This window comes from Streptomyces sp. NPDC018610 (assembly GCF_044391765.1).
Classification (GTDB): Bacteria; Actinomycetota; Actinomycetes; order Streptomycetales; family Streptomycetaceae; genus Streptomyces.
The window spans coordinates 114,642-129,909 of the sequence record NZ_JBISAL010000012.1; the positions used below are offsets into that span (position 1 = coordinate 114,642).

Annotated in this window: 10 protein-coding genes; 4 read left to right on the forward strand and 6 right to left on the reverse strand. The window is 71.6% G+C overall.

Going from position 1 to position 15,268, the window contains the following annotated elements; genetic code table 11:
- Positions 1-132: 132 nt before the first annotated feature.
- Together ACH5A8_RS28675 and ACH5A8_RS28680 are read left to right on the forward strand one after the other, a co-directional pair.
- A complete protein-coding gene (locus tag ACH5A8_RS28675) occupies positions 133-3,153 on the forward strand; it encodes a glycoside hydrolase family 3 protein (protein WP_399006770.1) in 3,021 nt (1,006 codons plus the stop codon).
- Between the two features lie 154 nt (positions 3,154-3,307).
- Positions 3,308-4,708 (forward strand): hypothetical protein, encoded by a 1,401-nt coding sequence (locus tag ACH5A8_RS28680; RefSeq protein WP_399006771.1) that lies wholly within the window; start codon positions 3,308-3,310, stop codon positions 4,706-4,708.
- Positions 4,709-4,826: 118 nt separating this feature from the next.
- Here the strand turns inward: ACH5A8_RS28680 and ACH5A8_RS28685 are convergent, their stop codons facing one another.
- Positions 4,827-6,518: a sigma-70 family RNA polymerase sigma factor gene (locus ACH5A8_RS28685; protein ID WP_399006773.1), complete on the reverse strand. Its 1,692-nt coding sequence runs from the start codon at positions 6,516-6,518 to the stop codon at positions 4,827-4,829.
- A 255-nt stretch (positions 6,519-6,773) separates the two neighbouring features.
- Positions 6,774-7,379, reverse strand: coding sequence for a YceI family protein (locus ACH5A8_RS28690; protein WP_399006775.1), 606 nt, complete (start codon positions 7,377-7,379; stop codon positions 6,774-6,776).
- A gap of 474 nt (positions 7,380-7,853) precedes the next feature.
- On the opposite strand from ACH5A8_RS28690, the gene ACH5A8_RS28695 reads away from it, so the two are divergent.
- Together ACH5A8_RS28695 and ACH5A8_RS28700 are read left to right on the forward strand one after the other, a co-directional pair.
- Complete coding sequence (locus ACH5A8_RS28695) at positions 7,854-9,461, forward strand: acyl-CoA carboxylase subunit beta (RefSeq protein WP_399006777.1); 1,608 nt, start codon at positions 7,854-7,856, stop codon at positions 9,459-9,461.
- Positions 9,462-9,516: 55 nt separating this feature from the next.
- Complete coding sequence (locus tag ACH5A8_RS28700; RefSeq protein WP_399006779.1) at positions 9,517-9,711, forward strand: acyl-CoA carboxylase epsilon subunit; 195 nt, start codon at positions 9,517-9,519, stop codon at positions 9,709-9,711.
- A gap of 233 nt (positions 9,712-9,944) precedes the next feature.
- On the opposite strand, the gene ACH5A8_RS28705 is transcribed toward ACH5A8_RS28700, so the two are convergent.
- From ACH5A8_RS28705 to ACH5A8_RS28720, 4 genes are all read right to left on the reverse strand, one after another.
- Positions 9,945-10,535, reverse strand: coding sequence for a GTP-binding protein (locus ACH5A8_RS28705; RefSeq protein ID WP_399006781.1), 591 nt, complete (start codon positions 10,533-10,535; stop codon positions 9,945-9,947).
- Positions 10,516-11,088 (reverse strand): DUF742 domain-containing protein, encoded by a 573-nt coding sequence (locus ACH5A8_RS28710; protein WP_399006783.1) that lies wholly within the window; start codon positions 11,086-11,088, stop codon positions 10,516-10,518. The genes ACH5A8_RS28705 and ACH5A8_RS28710 overlap by 20 nt, the downstream gene beginning before the upstream one ends.
- Positions 11,089-11,185: 97 nt before the next feature.
- A complete protein-coding gene (locus ACH5A8_RS28715; protein ID WP_004983065.1) occupies positions 11,186-11,599 on the reverse strand; it encodes a roadblock/LC7 domain-containing protein in 414 nt (137 codons plus the stop codon).
- Between the two features lie 10 nt (positions 11,600-11,609).
- A complete protein-coding gene (locus ACH5A8_RS28720; protein WP_399006785.1) occupies positions 11,610-14,900 on the reverse strand; it encodes a nitrate- and nitrite sensing domain-containing protein in 3,291 nt (1,096 codons plus the stop codon).
- Positions 14,901-15,268 lie beyond the last annotated feature (368 nt).

Here is a 15,268-nt window from a genome sequence, read left to right on the forward strand (position 1 = left end):
AGTTGAGACGCGTACCAGTTCCGGTGTGAAGTCTTGACGGATCGCCGCCACCCCATTTAACTCACGCCCTGATCTAAGTCATGAGTGAATCGTGAGCCTCAGGAAGTCCCTGAGACGAGGGAAGGTCCGTGCATGCGAAGAACCGCCCTGCTCGCCTCCGCCGCCCTGCTCACCGCGCTGGTGCCGCTCGCCACCGCGCAGGCGGCCCCCGCCTCCGACGACCCCGCCCCCGTGCCCGTCGACCGCTTCGAGGGTGAGGTGCCGTTCGCCGGCCAGCCGGCCGAGGGCATCTTCACCTGGGGCGGTGACAGCGACGACCCGCCCGCCCTCCAGCTCTCCGCCCGCTCCGACGCCCCCGAGGGCGAGAAGGTGCTGACCGGGACCTACGACATCAGCGGGTACGGCGGCTTCACCCACGACTACGCCGCCGACCTGCCCGCCCACGACTGGTCCGCCCACAAGGGCGTCCGCCTGTGGTGGGAGGGCCGGAACGACGGCAGGAAGATCCCGTTCGAGATCAAGGACGGCGGCGCGAACGGCGAGGCGTCCGAGCTGTGGACGACCTCCTTCACCGACGACTTCACCGGCTGGAAGCAGATCGAGCTGCCCTTCGCCGACTTCGCCTATCGCACGGACTACCAACCGGTCGGCGGCATCGACCACGTGCTGGGCCTGACCCGGATGTGGGGCTACTCCGTCACCCTGCCCACCGGCGTCAAGGGCCGCTTCGCCATGGACGGCGTGGAGCTGTACGGCAAGGCCGACCAGTCGCTGCGCGCCTCCGTCACCACCGACGCGACCGTCTACCCGGTCAAGGAGGGCGCCACCGCCAAGGTGCGGATCACCCTCGCCACCACCGGCTCCGCCCCGATCGAGGAGCCCGTGACGGTCGCCTACCGGACCGCGGGGGGCACCGCCGACGCGGGCAAGGACTACACCCCCGTCTCCGGCACCCTCACCTTCCCCGCCGGCACCGCCTCCGGGACCTCGCGGACCGTCGAGGTGCGCACCCTGAAGGACAGGCCCGCCGAGGCCGCCGAGACGATCCCGCTGGACCTCGCCGTCACCGGCGCCAAGGCCCCCGCGCAGCGGCCGCAGGTCGTCGTCGACGCCCACGGACTGCCGTACCTGGACGCGAAACTGCCGGTGAAGAAGCGCGTCGCCGACCTGGTGCCGCGGCTGTCGCTCGCGGAGAAGGCCGGGCAGATGACCCAGGCCGAGCGCGGCGCGATGAGCGACCCGGGCGACATCGGGACCTACGCCCTCGGCTCGCTGCTGTCCGGCGGCGGCTCCACGCCGACGCCCAACACGGCCGAGGCCTGGGCGAAGATGATCGACGGCTTCCAGCTCCAGACGCGGGCCACCCGCTTCCAGATCCCGCTGGTCTACGGCGTCGACGCCGTCCACGGCCACAACAACCTGTCCGGCGCCACGATCATGCCGCACAACATCGGGCTCGGCGCGAGCCGCGACGCGAAGCTCGCCGAGCAGGCCGCGTCGGTCACCGCCTCCGAGGTCCGCGCCTCCGGCCCGCAGTGGGACTTCGCGCCCTGCCTGTGCGTCACCCGCGACGAGCGCTGGGGCCGCTCCTACGAGTCCTTCGGCGAGGACCCGGCGCTGGTGGAGTCCATGGAGACCGTGATCCAGGGCCTCCAGGGCCGCGCCGACGGCAGCGACCTGGACCGTGCCGACAAGGTGCTCGCCACCGCCAAGCACTTCGTCGGCGACGGCGGCACCGAGTACGGCTCCTCGACCACCGGCACATACACCATCGACCAGGGCGTCACCAAGGTCACCCGGCAGCAACTGGAGGACATCCACCTCGCGCCGTACCAGGGCGCCGTGGACCGCGGGATCGGCACCGTCATGCCGTCCTACTCGTCCCTGGACATCACCGGCGACGGCGAGGGCGCGGTCAAGATGCACGCCCGCGGCGACATGATCAACGGCGTGCTCAAGGACCGGATGGGCTTCGACGGCTTCGTCATCAGCGACTACAACGCCCTCGACGCCCTGCCCGGCGCCTACCCGCAGCAGGTCACCGCGTCCGTCGACGCGGGCGTCGACATGATGATGGTCCCCTACAGCTACGCCCGGTTCACCTCCACCCTGATCGACGAGGTGAAGGCGGGCCGGATCAGCGAGAAGCGGATCGACGACGCCGTCTCCCGCATCCTCACCGAGAAGTTCCGGCTCGGCCTCTTCGAGCACCCGTACGCCGACACGGGCAACGCCTCCAAGATCGGCTCCGCCGGCCACCGCGCGGTCGCCCGCAAGGCCGCCGCCGAGTCGCAGGTGCTGCTGAAGAACGCCGGCGACGTGCTCCCGCTGAAGAAGAGCCAGAAGGTCTACGTCGCCGGTTCGAACGCCGACGACATCGGCAACCAGACCGGCGGCTGGACCATCACCTGGCAGGGCTCCTCCGGGAACATCACCAAGGGCACGACGATCCTTCAGGGCATGAGGAACGCCGGCGGGGACGTCACCTACTCCAAGGACGCCTCCGCGCCGCTGAAGGGCTACGACGTCGGTGTGGTCGTCGTCGGCGAGACGCCGTACGCCGAGGGCGTCGGCGACGTCGGCAACGGCCACGGCATGGAGCTGTCGGCCGCCGACAAGGCGGCCGTGGACAAGGTGTGCGCCGCGATGAAGTGCGCGGTGCTGATCGTCTCCGGCCGCCCGCAGCTGATCGGCGACCGGCTCGGGGACATCGACGCCCTGGTCGCCTCCTGGCTGCCGGGCACCGAGGGCGACGGCGTCGCCGACGTGCTCTACGGCAAGCGGGCCTTCACCGGGCAGCTCCCGGTGACCTGGCCGAAGAGCGAGGCACAGCTTCCGATCAACGTCGGCGACTCCTCCTACGACCCGCAGTTCCCCTACGGCTGGGGCCTGACCACGCTGACGAAGGTCCCGTCGGGCGGCGCGGTCACCCTGAAGGCGCTGGAGTCGGCGGCGACGCTCGCCGAGCGGACGCACGCCCATGAGGCGGGCCGTGCCCTGGTCGCCCAGGCCCGGCTGATCGTCCAGCGGAAGGCCGCGGACGGCATGAGCGCGGCGGTGGCGAAGCCCTTCGCCGATGCCGACCACCTGCTGCTCACCGGCGAGTACGGGGCCGCGGTGGAACGGCTGACGGCGGCCTACCGGGCGGCCTGACCGGGTAGCCGCACGCCAGGGCGGGCGCACCTCCGGGTCTCCCGGGGGTGCGCCTCTCCGTGGTGGCGCGTGGCGGCACCCCGCACCCCTCGCGGTCATCCCGCCTGAATAACCGATGCACACCCTTTCGGGTAATTTCCGGTAATTTCGAAGTATGAAGGCCGTCGCCGTGACTCGAGCACGCGTTCCCGTGCAGCTGCTGCTGGCGCTGGCGGTGGCCGTCATGGCCGCCCTGTCGACCGGTGTCTCCCCGGCCGCCGCCGACACCTCCGTCTCGGCGGTCGCCCAGGCGCTGCGCAAGAGCCCCGTCTACGTCGACCCGGCGGCCAGGGCGCAACTGTCGCCCGCCGACGCGGACGCGCTGGCCCGCACCGTCGAAGATGCCGACAAGCCCCTGTTCATCGCCGTCCTGCCCGCCGGCTACCCCACCCAGGACCTCTTCAGCGACCTGCGCACCGCCACCGGCGTCACCGGCGCCTACGCCATCCGCCTCGGCGACCGCTTCGACGCCCGCGCCGACTCCGCGGTGCTGTCCCGCACCGCCGTCCAGAACCTCGTCACCAGCGTCCAGGGCGAGGACGCGAAGACCCAGCTCACCGACTTCACGGACCGGGCCCTCACCACCATGCGCGGCTCGGCCCCCGCCTCCTGGGGCGGCTCCGCCCGCGGCGGCGCGTCGAGCACCGCGCTGATCACCGCCGGCGCGGTCCTGGTGGCGGGCGGCGTCGGCGCGTACGCCCTGGTCCGGCGCAGCCGGAACCGGAAGGCGGCGGAGCAGCGGGCCGCCCTGGAGCGGCTGCGGGTCGTCGTCGACGAGGACATCACCGCCTTCGGCGAGGAACTGGACCGCCTCGACTTCCACCCGGCGGAGGCCGGCGCGGACGACGCCATGCGCGCCGACTACGAACGCGCGCTGAACGCCTACGACCAGGCGAAGCAGTCCATGGCCGAGGCCCGCAGACCCGAGGACGTGCGGCCCGTCACCGAGGCCCTGGAGGACGGCCGCTTCTGCCTGGCCCAGCTCGCCGCGCGCCGCGAGGGGCGGCCCCTGCCCGTACGCCGCCCGCCCTGCTTCTTCGACCCCCGCCACGGCCCCTCGGTCACCGACGCCACCTGGACGCCCGCGGGCGGCGCACCGCGCGAGGTCCCCGTCTGCGCCGCCGACGCCACCCGCCTGGCCGACGGCCGCGACCCGGTGGTCCGCGAGGTCGACACCGACTGGGGCCGCCGCCCCTACTGGGACGCGGGCCCCGCCTACGGCCCCTGGGCCGGCGGCTACTTCGGCGGCGGCATCCTCCCCGGCCTGCTCGTCGGCACCCTGCTCGGCAGCATGATGTCCGCCCCGGCCTACGGCGCCTACTACGGCACCGGCTACGGCGACTTCGGCGCCTACGGCGATCCCGGGGGCTTCGGCGGCTACGACGGCGGCGACGTCTCGGGCGCCGACTTCGACCCGGGCGACTTCGACGGGGGCTTCGGGGGCGGGGACTTCGGTGGGGGCGGCGACTTCGGCGGCGGTGGCGGGGGTGGCGGGGACTTCGGCGGCGGATTCTGAGGCGGATCCGGCGCGCTTCACCGCGCCTGCTTCACCGTGCTCCCCTCACCGCGCCCGCCTCCACCGCACTCGGATCCACCGCAGCCGTCCCACCGCACCGGCCCGGCCCCGCCCTCTCTCACATGCGCGCGCCGAAGTCCTGCGTCCACCACGGGCCGCCCGAGCCCTTGTGGACGCCCACGCCGAGGTTCTTGAACGAGCAGTTGAGGATGTTGGCGCGGTGGCCGGGGCTGTTCATCCAGGAGTCCATCACCGACTCCGGCGTCTGCTGGCCCCTGGCGATGTTCTCGCCGTACGTCGACCAGCGGTAGCCCGCCGCGGTGATCCGGGCGCCGGGGTCCTTGCCGTCGGGGTTGGTGTGCTCGAAGAAGTTCCGGGCGGCCATGTCGTCGGAGTGGCCCTGCGCGGCCGCGTCCAGCTGGGAGTCCTCGGTGACCGGACCGCACCCCGCCTTGGCACGCTCCTGGTTGACCAGCGCGATCACCTGCGCGACGGTGCCGGCCGGAGCGGGCTGGGCGGGCGGGGCGCTGGGCGCGGTGCGGGTCGGCCGGGGCTGCGGCTTCCTCGCCGGCGAGGGCGTGCTCCTCGTGGGGCGCGGGCTCCTGGAGGCGCTCGGGCTCTTCGACGGGGAGGGGGACGGGGACGCGGAGGGCGAGGGGGAGGCCGACGTGGACGGCGAAGAGGATCCGGCGGGGCTGTCGGCGGGGGCGGCCAGGTCCGTGACCGGGGTGGTCGGGGCCCCGGCCACCGTGTCGCCGCCGTCCGTACCCGCGCCCGGACCACTGCTGAAGTACCAGGCGCCGGTACCGGCCAGGCAGGCGGCCACGACCGCGGCGGCCGTCGCGCGCCGCCGCACGCGCCGCTTGCGGCGGGCGGCGTCCCGGGCGGTGCCCCGGCCGCCGGCCCGCCGCCGCGCCGCCGCCCGGCCGGAGACGCTGTGGCGCGCGGTCAGGTCGGCGACGCCGCTCCCGCCGGACTCCTCACCGGCCGGTCCGGCCGATCCGGCGGGCGTGCCGTCGAAGCCGGACGGCGGGTGCGGCAGCAGTGCGACCGGGACCGGCACCAGGCCGAGGCCCGCCAGCAGCCCCTCGGCCGGCATCAGCCCGCTCCACAGGCCCGCGCAGCGCACGCACTCACGGGCGTGCCGGGCTATTCGCTTGCGCCACAGCGCGGTGGGCCGGCCGTCCCAGCCCGTCAGCACCTCCTCCAGCTCCGCGCAGCCGGGCCGCGTGTCGAGCGCCCGCACGACCACACGGGCCGCCTCCAGTTGGGCCTTCATCCGCTGCACCCGCACGGCGGTGTGCTGCGGCGACAACGACAGGGCCTGCGCGACCTCCGCGCGGGTCAGCTCACCGGCGCACTCCAGCCACCACAGCGACAGCAGCCCCCGGTCGTCCGGCTCCAGCCAGCGGGTCGCGCGCGCCGTCTCCTGGCGCTGCCCGGACAACTGGAGCCGCAGCATGGTCAGGTCCACGAAGTCGGCGCCCGGGTCCGGGACCAGGCCGGCCTCCTCGACGCCGCCCGGCGCGGACTGCCGGTCCTGCCAGTACGCCCGCACCCGGTTCATGGCGATCGCCACCAGCCAGGACCGGAAGCTCTCCGGGGCGCGCAGCTGCGTCAGCCCGTCCAGGGCGCGCAGCATGGTGTCCTGCACGACGTCGTCGACGTCCACGGAACCGTTCAGGGCGCGGCCCACGATGTTGTACACGAGCGGAAGGTGCGCGCTGACCAGGGCGTCCTGGGCCGCCGGGTCGCCGTCGCGGGCGGCCGCCACCAGCGCCGCCAGCTCCACCGTGTCCTGTGTGCTCATAGGAGAAGTTCCCTGTCCCTTGACGTCGGTCGATGATGTCCGATGCCTGGGAGACCGCTGAAGGCGGACCGAATAACAGTTCTTCGCAGATCTGGTCGATTTCTTCTGGGGGGGCCGAAGGACACGGGGACGGGGCCACGACGGCGTCCGGACACGCCGAAGCGCCCGCCCTCCTCGTACGGGGGAGTGGAGAGCGGGCGCGTTCCGGGGCGGCGGAGGCCGTGAGGCGGGCCCGCCGGGGCGGCCGGCGGCGGATCAGGCGTTCCGGATCGCGGAGATGTCGAAGTTCAGCTTGATCTTGTCGGAGACCAGGACGCCGCCCGTCTCCAGCGCCGCGTTCCACGTCAGGCCCCACTCGGAGCGCAGGATCTCGGCCCTGCCCTCGAAGCCGACGCGCTCGTTGCCGAAGGGGTCCTTGGCGGCGCCGTTGAACTCCAGGTCGATGGTGACCGGCCGGGTGACACCGAGGATGGTGAGGTCGCCGGTGATGCGGTAGTCGTCGCCGCCCACGGCCTTCGCCTCGGTGGAGCGGAAGGTCATCGCCGGGAACTCGTCGGTGCGGAAGAAGTCCGCGCTCTTGAGGTGCCCGTCGCGGTCCGCGGAGCCGGTGTCGATGCTGCCCATCACGATGTCGAGCGTGGCCGTGGAGGCGGCCGGGTCGGCGCCGTCCAGGTGCAGGGCGCCGGTGAACTCGGTGAACTTGCCCTTGACGTTGGTGACCATGGCGTGCCGGGCCACGAAGCCGAGCGTGGAGTGGGCCGGGTCGATGGTGTAGTCGCCGGTCAGCGCGGCGAGGTCCGGGTTCACGGCGGCGGGGGCGGTGGTGGTGGCGGTGTCGTTCTTGCGGCCGAAGATGCCCATGGGGTGCTCCTTGAGGACGGTGTTGCCGGGCCGGCGACGAGGCGGGACGCCGGTGATGTTGAATGTTCAACCACATCAACGAGGACGACCGTAGACCCATTCCGTTTAATTTTCAACATCGGGGACCGGTCGTCTTCTGCCGGCGAGACCGGGGCGGCCGCTCGACCGGCTCGGGAGGACGGCTCCTCGGCCGGAGCGGCGGCGACGCGCGGCCGCGCCGGGCGGCTCCGCGATACGGTGTGCCGGTCCGCCGTCCGGGTCCGCGCTTCACTCCACGGATGGCATCCGCGGCAGGAGAATGTGAGGCGCCTCTCGCGCCCCGGGTTTGTGTGCCCCCGACAACTCCGATCCCCTCTGAGCAGTCGGAAAGCCTCAATGGCGCCATGGTTCTGTTCAGTGGCACCAGGAAAACGGGCCGGAGACTGTACGGAGTCGACGGCTCGCTTTCCTTGGTGTCCTTCGTAAGGTCGCTACATGACCGTTTTGGAAGAGACGACGGGTGAGCCGACGGGCGAGCCGGCCGGGGAACCGGCGGACGCGCGCGGGCGGGTCGCCGAGCTGCACGGGATCCGTGCGCAGGCGGTGGCCGGCCCCAGCGAGAAGGCGACCGCGGCGCAGCACGCCAAGGGCAAGCTGACCGCGCGGGAGCGGATCGACCTGCTCCTGGACCCGGGCTCCTTCCAGGAGGTCGAGCAGCTGCGCCGGCACCGGGCGACCGGTTTCGGCCTGGAGGCGAAGAAGCCGTACACCGACGGTGTCATCACCGGCTGGGGCACGGTCGAGGGCCGTACCGTCTTCGTCTACGCCCATGACTTCCGCATCTTCGGCGGCGCCCTCGGCGAGGCCCACGCCACCAAGATCCACAAGATCATGGACATGGCCATCGCGGCCGGCGCCCCGCTGGTCTCCCTCAACGACGGCGCCGGCGCCCGCATCCAGGAGGGTGTCAGCGCCCTGGCCGGATACGGCGGCATCTTCCAGCGCAACACCAAGGCCTCCGGGGTCATCCCGCAGATCTCGGTCATGCTCGGCCCGTGCGCGGGCGGCGCGGCCTACAGCCCGGCGCTGACGGACTTCGTGTTCATGGTCCGCGAGACCTCGCAGATGTTCATCACCGGCCCGGACGTGGTCAAGGCCGTCACGGGCGAGGAGATCACGCAGAACGGCCTCGGCGGCGCGGACGTGCACGCCGAGACCAGCGGCGTGTGCCACTTCGCCTACGACGACGAGGAGACCTGCATCGCGGAGGTCCGCTACCTCCTGTCGCTGCTGCCGCAGAACAACCGCGAGAACCCGCCCCGCGTGGAGAGCGCCGACCCCGTCGACCGCCGCTCCGACGTGCTGCTGGACCTCGTCCCGGCCGACGGCAACCGCCCGTACGACATGACCAAGGTCATCGAGGAGATCCTCGACGACGGCGAGTACCTGGAGGTCCACGAGCGCTGGGCGCGCAACATCATCTGCGCCCTGGGCCGTCTGGACGGCCAGGTCGTCGGCATCATCGCCAACCAGCCGCAGGTGCTGGCGGGCGTCCTGGACATCGAGGCGAGCGAAAAAGCTGCGCGCTTCGTCCAGATGTGTGACGCTTTCAATATCCCGATCGTCACCTTCCTGGACGTCCCCGGGTTCCTCCCCGGCGTCGACCAGGAGCACGGCGGGATCATCCGGCACGGCGCGAAGCTGCTCTACGCCTACTGCAACGCCACCGTGCCGCGGATCTCGCTGATCCTGCGCAAGGCGTACGGAGGTGCCTACATCGTCATGGACTCCCAGTCGATCGGGGCCGACCTCACCTACGCCTGGCCGACCAACGAGATCGCCGTGATGGGCGCCGAGGGCGCCGCCAACGTCATCTTCCGCCGTCAGATCGCCGAGGCCGCCGACCCCGAGGCCACCCGGGCCCGCATGGTCAAGGAGTACAAGGCCGAGCTGATGCACCCCTACTACGCCGCCGAGCGCGGCCTGGTGGACGACGTCATCGACCCGGCCGACACCCGAGAGGTCCTCATCAGGTCCCTGGCGATGCTGCACACGAAGCACGCCGACCTGCCCTCCCGCAAGCACGGCAACCCCCCGCAGTAACCCAGCGGACGCTCCGCGGCGACCCCGCGGACCCCTCAGCCACGGAGACCGACTCATGGACATGCCTGACATCCGCGTCGAGAAGGGCCACGCCGAGCCCGAGGAGGTCGCCGCCCTCACGGCCCTTCTGCTGGCCCGTGCCGCGGCCCGCCCCGACGACACCGCCCCGGCCCACCGCGGCCGTGCCAGGGCGGGCTGGCGCCGCCTGGAGCGCGAGGGCGGCTTCCGCGCACCGCACAGCTGGCACTGATCCCACGGCTGCGTAGACAGCCTCGAAGGACAGCTCCGAAGGGGGCCACCCACCCGGGTGGCCCCCTTCCGCGCGTCCGCCGTCGGCCGCAGGACGAGGCGCGCATGACGAGCCGGCCCACGACGAAGGGGGCGTACGACGAAGGGGGCGTACGACGAAGGGGGCGTTCCCTCCCCGTGGGGAGGGAACGCCCCCTTGTCTTCGTCCTCTGCGCCCCGCGACCGGGCCGGGCGTTACCGCAGACGGGCCATCAGCGCGTGCTCGACCAGCGTGATCAGCGCCGACTTGGCGTCGGCGCGGTGCCGGGCGTCGGTGGTGATGATCGGGGTGTCCGGGCCGATCTGCAGCGCCTCGCGGACCTCGTCCGGGTTGTAGGGCTGGTTGCCGTCGAAGCCGTTGAGGGCGATGACGAACGGCAGGCCGCTGTTCTCGAAGTAGTCGACGGCCGGGAAGCAGTCGGCGAGGCGGCGGGTGTCGACCAGCACGATCGCGCCGATCGCGCCGCGCACCAGGTCGTCCCACATGAACCAGAAGCGGTCCTGGCCGGGGGTGCCGAACAGGTAGAGGATCAGGTCCTGGTCGAGGGTGATGCGGCCGAAGTCCATGGCCACCGTGGTGGTGGTCTTGTCCCCGGTGTGGGTGAGGTCGTCGATGCCCGCCGAAGCGGATGTCATGACGGCCTCTGTGCGCAGCGGGTTGATCTCCGAGACGGCGCCGACGAACGTGGTCTTGCCCACGCCGAAGCCGCCCGCCACCACGATCTTCGCGGACGTGGTGGAGCGACTTGGAGAAACCGGCCCTCCGCTAGAGCTTGCGAAGTCCACTGAGCACCCTTTCGAGCAGTGTCACGTCTGGCTGGCCGCCGGCGTTCTCGTCGCCGCCGGGCTGATGGATGGCGACCAGGCCCGCCTCCGCCAAGTCGGCGACGAGGATCCTGGCCACGCCGAGAGGAATCGTCAGCAGGGCCGAGATCTCGGCCACCGACTTGATCTCGCGGCACAGTTGGCAGATCCGCTGATGTTCGGGCAACTGGCCCTGCATCTGGTGCGGTTGCGCGGTGGTGTGCACCAGGGCCTCGATGGCGAGCTGGTAACGCGGCCTGGTGCGGCCGCCCGTCATGGCGTACGGGCGGACCAGGGGGTTGCCCGACGCGCCGGCGGGCGCCGGCTCGGGCGCACGGCGCTGCGGCTGCACCGGCTGGATGCGCGGCGCCTGCGGCTGGTCGTACGGCGAAGGGCCGGGGCCCTGCGGCGAGTACGGCTGCCGGTGACGCGGGACGGAGGGGTAGCCGTACTGGTTCACCGAACCGTCGCCCTGGCCCTGGGCAGGGCCGTACGACCAGTCGCCCGAATGCGAACCGCCTGGGGGTGTTGCCACTCTCTCTCCTCCTCCGATGGCGCCGGGCCTCCAACGGCGTGGAAGCCGCGTCCCGAAACCTTACGGCCACAGGACACCAAAACGCACCGTCTGACTTTCAGTTGAGAAGGCTCCCCTGGAGCTCCGCGCGGAGGTCCGGGGTGAGGACCGTGCCCGCGCGGTCCACCAGAAGGGCCATCTCGTACCCAATGAGACCGATGTCCGCCTCGGGGTGCGCGAGAACCGCGAGCGAGGAACCGTCGGAGATGGACATGATGAAGAGGAATCCCCGCTCCATCTCCACAACGGTCTGGTTCACGCTGCCGCCCTCGAAGATGCGCGAGGCACCCGCGGTCAGCGAGGTCAGACCGGACGCGACGGCCGCGAGCTGGTCGGCACGGTCGCGGGGAAAGCCTTCGGACATCGCCAGAAGGAGTCCGTCGGCGGAGACCACCACGGTGTGGGACACCCCGGGGGTGTTGTCCACGAAGTTGGTGATCAACCAGTTCAGGTTCTGCGCCGCCTGGCTCATCGGGCTCACACTAACGCTCCTGGTTGTAGGTGCTGTCAGGACCACTGTGTTCATTCCTTGTGGCCTGGCCGTTCTTGTCACTTCCTGCGGTGCGTCCCCGTTCGACGCCCCGGCGCAGGTTGCTCAGCCTGCCCCGGACGTCCTCGGGGGCGCGGGAGACCTGTGGGCCGCCCTGCGGGGTCGATTCCGCGGTCCCCTCGACCAGGTTGGCCTTGGGTACCCGCCGCGGCAGGCCGGAGGAGGTCACCCCGCCCGCCTTGGGCTTGCGGAGCTTGGAGGCCTGCTGCCACCGCTCGTCGTTCGCCGAACGCCAGCTGCTGTCGCCGTTGTTCTCCGGGGAGGGGGCCGGCGTCTCCTGGCGCTCGGTCCGCGCGCCGCCCGCACCGCTCGCGGGGGAGCCACGACGGGGAAGCCCCGCGTCGGTCAGCTCGTGGCCGACGGCCGGGTCCGCTCCCGGATGGCCGAAGCCTACGTGGTCCGCCTCGGCCGCGACAGCGGCCTGCGCGGATTCCGCTTGTGGAGCGTACTGCCCAGCGTAGCCGTTCTGGTATCCGTCGCCCTGCGGCCAGTCGTCCTGGTAGGGCTGCTCCTGGAAGCCGGCGTACTGGCCCTGCGCGGCGCCGTGGACGCCCGCGTGCTCCTCGCGCACCGGTTCCGCATAGGCGTCGGGGGCCGGGTAGCCGCCGTCCGCCGGGTAGCCGCCGTTCTGCTGCCCGGAGCCGTCCGGCGCGTAGTACGCCTGCTCGTACGACTGCTGTCCCTGCTGCTCGTACCGCAAGCCGCCGTGCTGGTCGTACGCGGCCTGTCCCTGGCCGTCGTAGGCCTGTGACCGGTCCTCGTAGCCGCCCTGTCCGTCGTAGCCGGCGTTCTGCTCCGGGTACGCGCTCCGGCCGGTGTCGTAGGCCTGCCGCTGACCGGTGGACTCGTCGGGGAACGCGGAGTTCTCCGGGGCCTCGGGCACGGCGCCCGACTGGGACTCCAGGGCGGCGCGGCGCTCCTCGCGCTTGCGCGAGCGGCCCACCGGGTCCAGGCCCCGGATGTCGTCGGGCACGTCGGCGTAGCGGCTGTCGTCGAAGCCGAGCTCGGCGGCGGTCCGCATCGGCGGCAGCTGGGTGAAGCTCTCGCCCTTGAGCTGCTGCTCGGGGATGATCTGGGAGACCGTGAACTCGTCACGCTCCAGCGCCTGTTCGCCGCCGCCACCGTGCGTGATCGCGTCCGGGAGCATCACCAGGGAGGTGGTGCCGGCCTGCTCGCCGGAGGGGCGCAGCTGGACCCGGATGCCGTGCCGGTCCGCGAGGCGGCCGACCACGAACAGGCCCATGCGCTGGGAGATCGCCACGTCCACGGTGGGCGGGTTGGCGAGCTTGTGGTTGATGTCCGCGAAGTCCTCGGCGGTCAGGCCGATGCCCTTGTCGTGGATCTCGACCATGACCCGCCCGTCGGGCAGCCGGGTCGCGGTGACGCGGACCTTGGTCTGCGGCGAGGAGAAGGTGGTGGCGTTCTCCAGCAGCTCGGCCAGGAGGTGCACGAGGTCGGTGACCGCGCGGCCGTGGATCTCGGCCTCGGGGACGCCGGACATCTCGATGCGCTCGTACTGCTCCACCTCGGAGGAGGCGGCGCGCAGCACGTCGACCAGCGGGACCGGCTGGTCCCAACGGCGGCCGGGCTCCTCGCCGGCGAGGACCAGGAGGTTCTCGCCGTTGCGGCGCATACGGGTGGCCAGGTGGTCCAGGCGGAAGAGGTTCTCCAGCTGGTCCGGGTCGGCCTCGTTGTTCTCCAGGTCGGTGATCAGGGTCAGCTGGCCCTCGATCAGCGACTGGTTGCGGCGCGAGAGGTTGGTGAAGATCGCGTTGATGTTGCCCCGCAGCAGGGCCTGCTCGGCGGCGAGCCGGACGGCCTCGCGGTGGACCTGGTCGAAGGCGCGGGCGACTTCGCCGATCTCGTCGGTCGAGGTGATCGGGATCGGCGCGACCCGGGTGTCGACCCGGCCCGGGTCGGTGCGGGAGAGCTGGTCGACCAGCATCGGCAGGCGCTGCTCGGCGATGCCGAAGGCGGCGTTGCGCAGCTGGCGCATGGAGCGGCTCATCTGGCGGGCGACCATACCGGCCAGCAGGAACGCGGCGAGCAGGGCGACCAGGACGACCGCGCCGGTGATGAACGTCGACTGCTTGGCGTCGTCGGCGATGCCGGACGCCTCGTTCACCGCGGTGTCGGCCATGTCCGACTGGATCTTGCGGTAGGCGTCGAACTTGAGGGTGTTGACGGCCCACCAGTTCTGCGCGGTGATGCCCTTCTGGGCGAGTTCCTGGCGGTCGCCGGCATCGGTGGACTTCAGCGTGGCGAGGGCCGTGACCATCTTCTGCGGGTCGGACGGCGGGGCCACGTAGGCGGGGTCCTGGCCTTTGGCCTCCTCGGCCATCGCCGCGGCCTTGGTCTGGATCTCCCGCTTCTGCGCGTCCAGCTTGTCCGAGTCGGCCTGGGTGCCGCCGCCGAGGTACTCCTCGATGGCGATGCCCTCCAGATAGGCGTAGGAGGAGAGGGCGATGCGCTGGCTGGCCAGGTTGCCGCTGTCCGGACCGGGCTTGACCAGCAGGTGCATGCCGATCGAGCGCTCCAGGGACAGGGCCGCCTGGGTGAGCGAGATGGCGTAGACCGTACGGCCGTAGGAGGTGATGTTTCCGGTGCCCAGGCCGAGTTCGTTGGCGAACTCCATCAGCGGGTGGCCGACCTTGACGTAGCCCTCCTCGGTCTGCACGCCGGTCAGCTTGGAGGTGAACGCGGCGGCCCGCAGCGACTGCAGACCGGGCTCGGCCTCGCGGAACAGCTTCAGCCGGCGGACCAGGCCGGGCTTCTGCGGCATGTTCTCGGCGGCCTGGTCGAAGGCGTCGGCGGCCTTGTCGGTGGCGGCGCGGGCCTGGGTGACCGTGGCGTCGTTCTGCCCCTTGCCCTGCAGCAGCGGGGCGGCGGTGACGTCGCGCTCGTTCCAGAGAGCGTTGGCGTAGGACAGGGAGGCGCGCACCAGGCGTGCGGTGTTCTCCGCGTCCTGGGCCTCGTTCCAGGTGTCGATCGAGCTCTTGACCTGGAAGCCGCCCATGACGAGGCCGACCAGCACGGGTATGAGCAGGATCGCGTTCAGCCTGGTCCGCACCCGCCAGTTGCGCGGTGAGAAGGGGCCGCCGCTCGCCGCGGGGGCGCTCGCCGACTCCGCACCGGGTACGTGCGCGGGCGCCGCTCCGCGCGGCGGCGGGGTGAAGTTGCCCCGGGCCGTCGACGGCTCGGGACCGTTCTTGCTTCGCCTCACTCGACCAACAACCTCTCGGCGGTCGGCACCTACGTTGTGCCGCAATGTCTCAAGCCCTGTGCGCCGGCGACGACGTCAGTACTCCTGAGTACGTCTTTGACTATTGGGCAGTTCAGGCATTCCAGCACGCGGGCATGCGGTCTTCCAAACAGTTGGAGCCGGCCGTGCGCACGCTTGTAAGCACCAGATAAAACGGTCATAAAGAGCGAGCGGCGTCAAAAGACGGGCGCGTCGTACGCGCAGTGACACCGGATGTGCGCGACGCGTTGCCGTACCACCCGATTCCTCTGCCGAAACGTTATGAACACCGGGGCCGACCGTGTCAAAGGACACAGTCGGCTCCGGTGCTGCTACGACAACTGGCGTAT

Bases quoted from the DNA above. Each gene is read 5' to 3' on its own strand.
- ACH5A8_RS28680 (WP_399006771.1), top strand. From the start codon at position 3,308: ATGAAGGCCGTCGCCGTGACTCGAGCACGCGTTCCCGTGCAGCTGCTG.
- ACH5A8_RS28685 (WP_399006773.1), bottom strand. From the start codon at position 6,518: ATGAGCACACAGGACACGGTGGAGCTGGCGGCGCTGGTGGCGGCCGCC.
- ACH5A8_RS28690 (WP_399006775.1), bottom strand. From the start codon at position 7,379: ATGGGCATCTTCGGCCGCAAGAACGACACCGCCACCACCACCGCCCCC.
- ACH5A8_RS28695 (WP_399006777.1), top strand. From the start codon at position 7,854: ATGACCGTTTTGGAAGAGACGACGGGTGAGCCGACGGGCGAGCCGGCC.
- ACH5A8_RS28715 (WP_004983065.1), bottom strand. From the start codon at position 11,599: ATGAGCCAGGCGGCGCAGAACCTGAACTGGTTGATCACCAACTTCGTG.
- ACH5A8_RS28675 (WP_399006770.1), top strand. From the start codon at position 133: ATGCGAAGAACCGCCCTGCTCGCCTCCGCCGCCCTGCTCACCGCGCTG.
- ACH5A8_RS28700 (WP_399006779.1), top strand. From the start codon at position 9,517: ATGGACATGCCTGACATCCGCGTCGAGAAGGGCCACGCCGAGCCCGAG.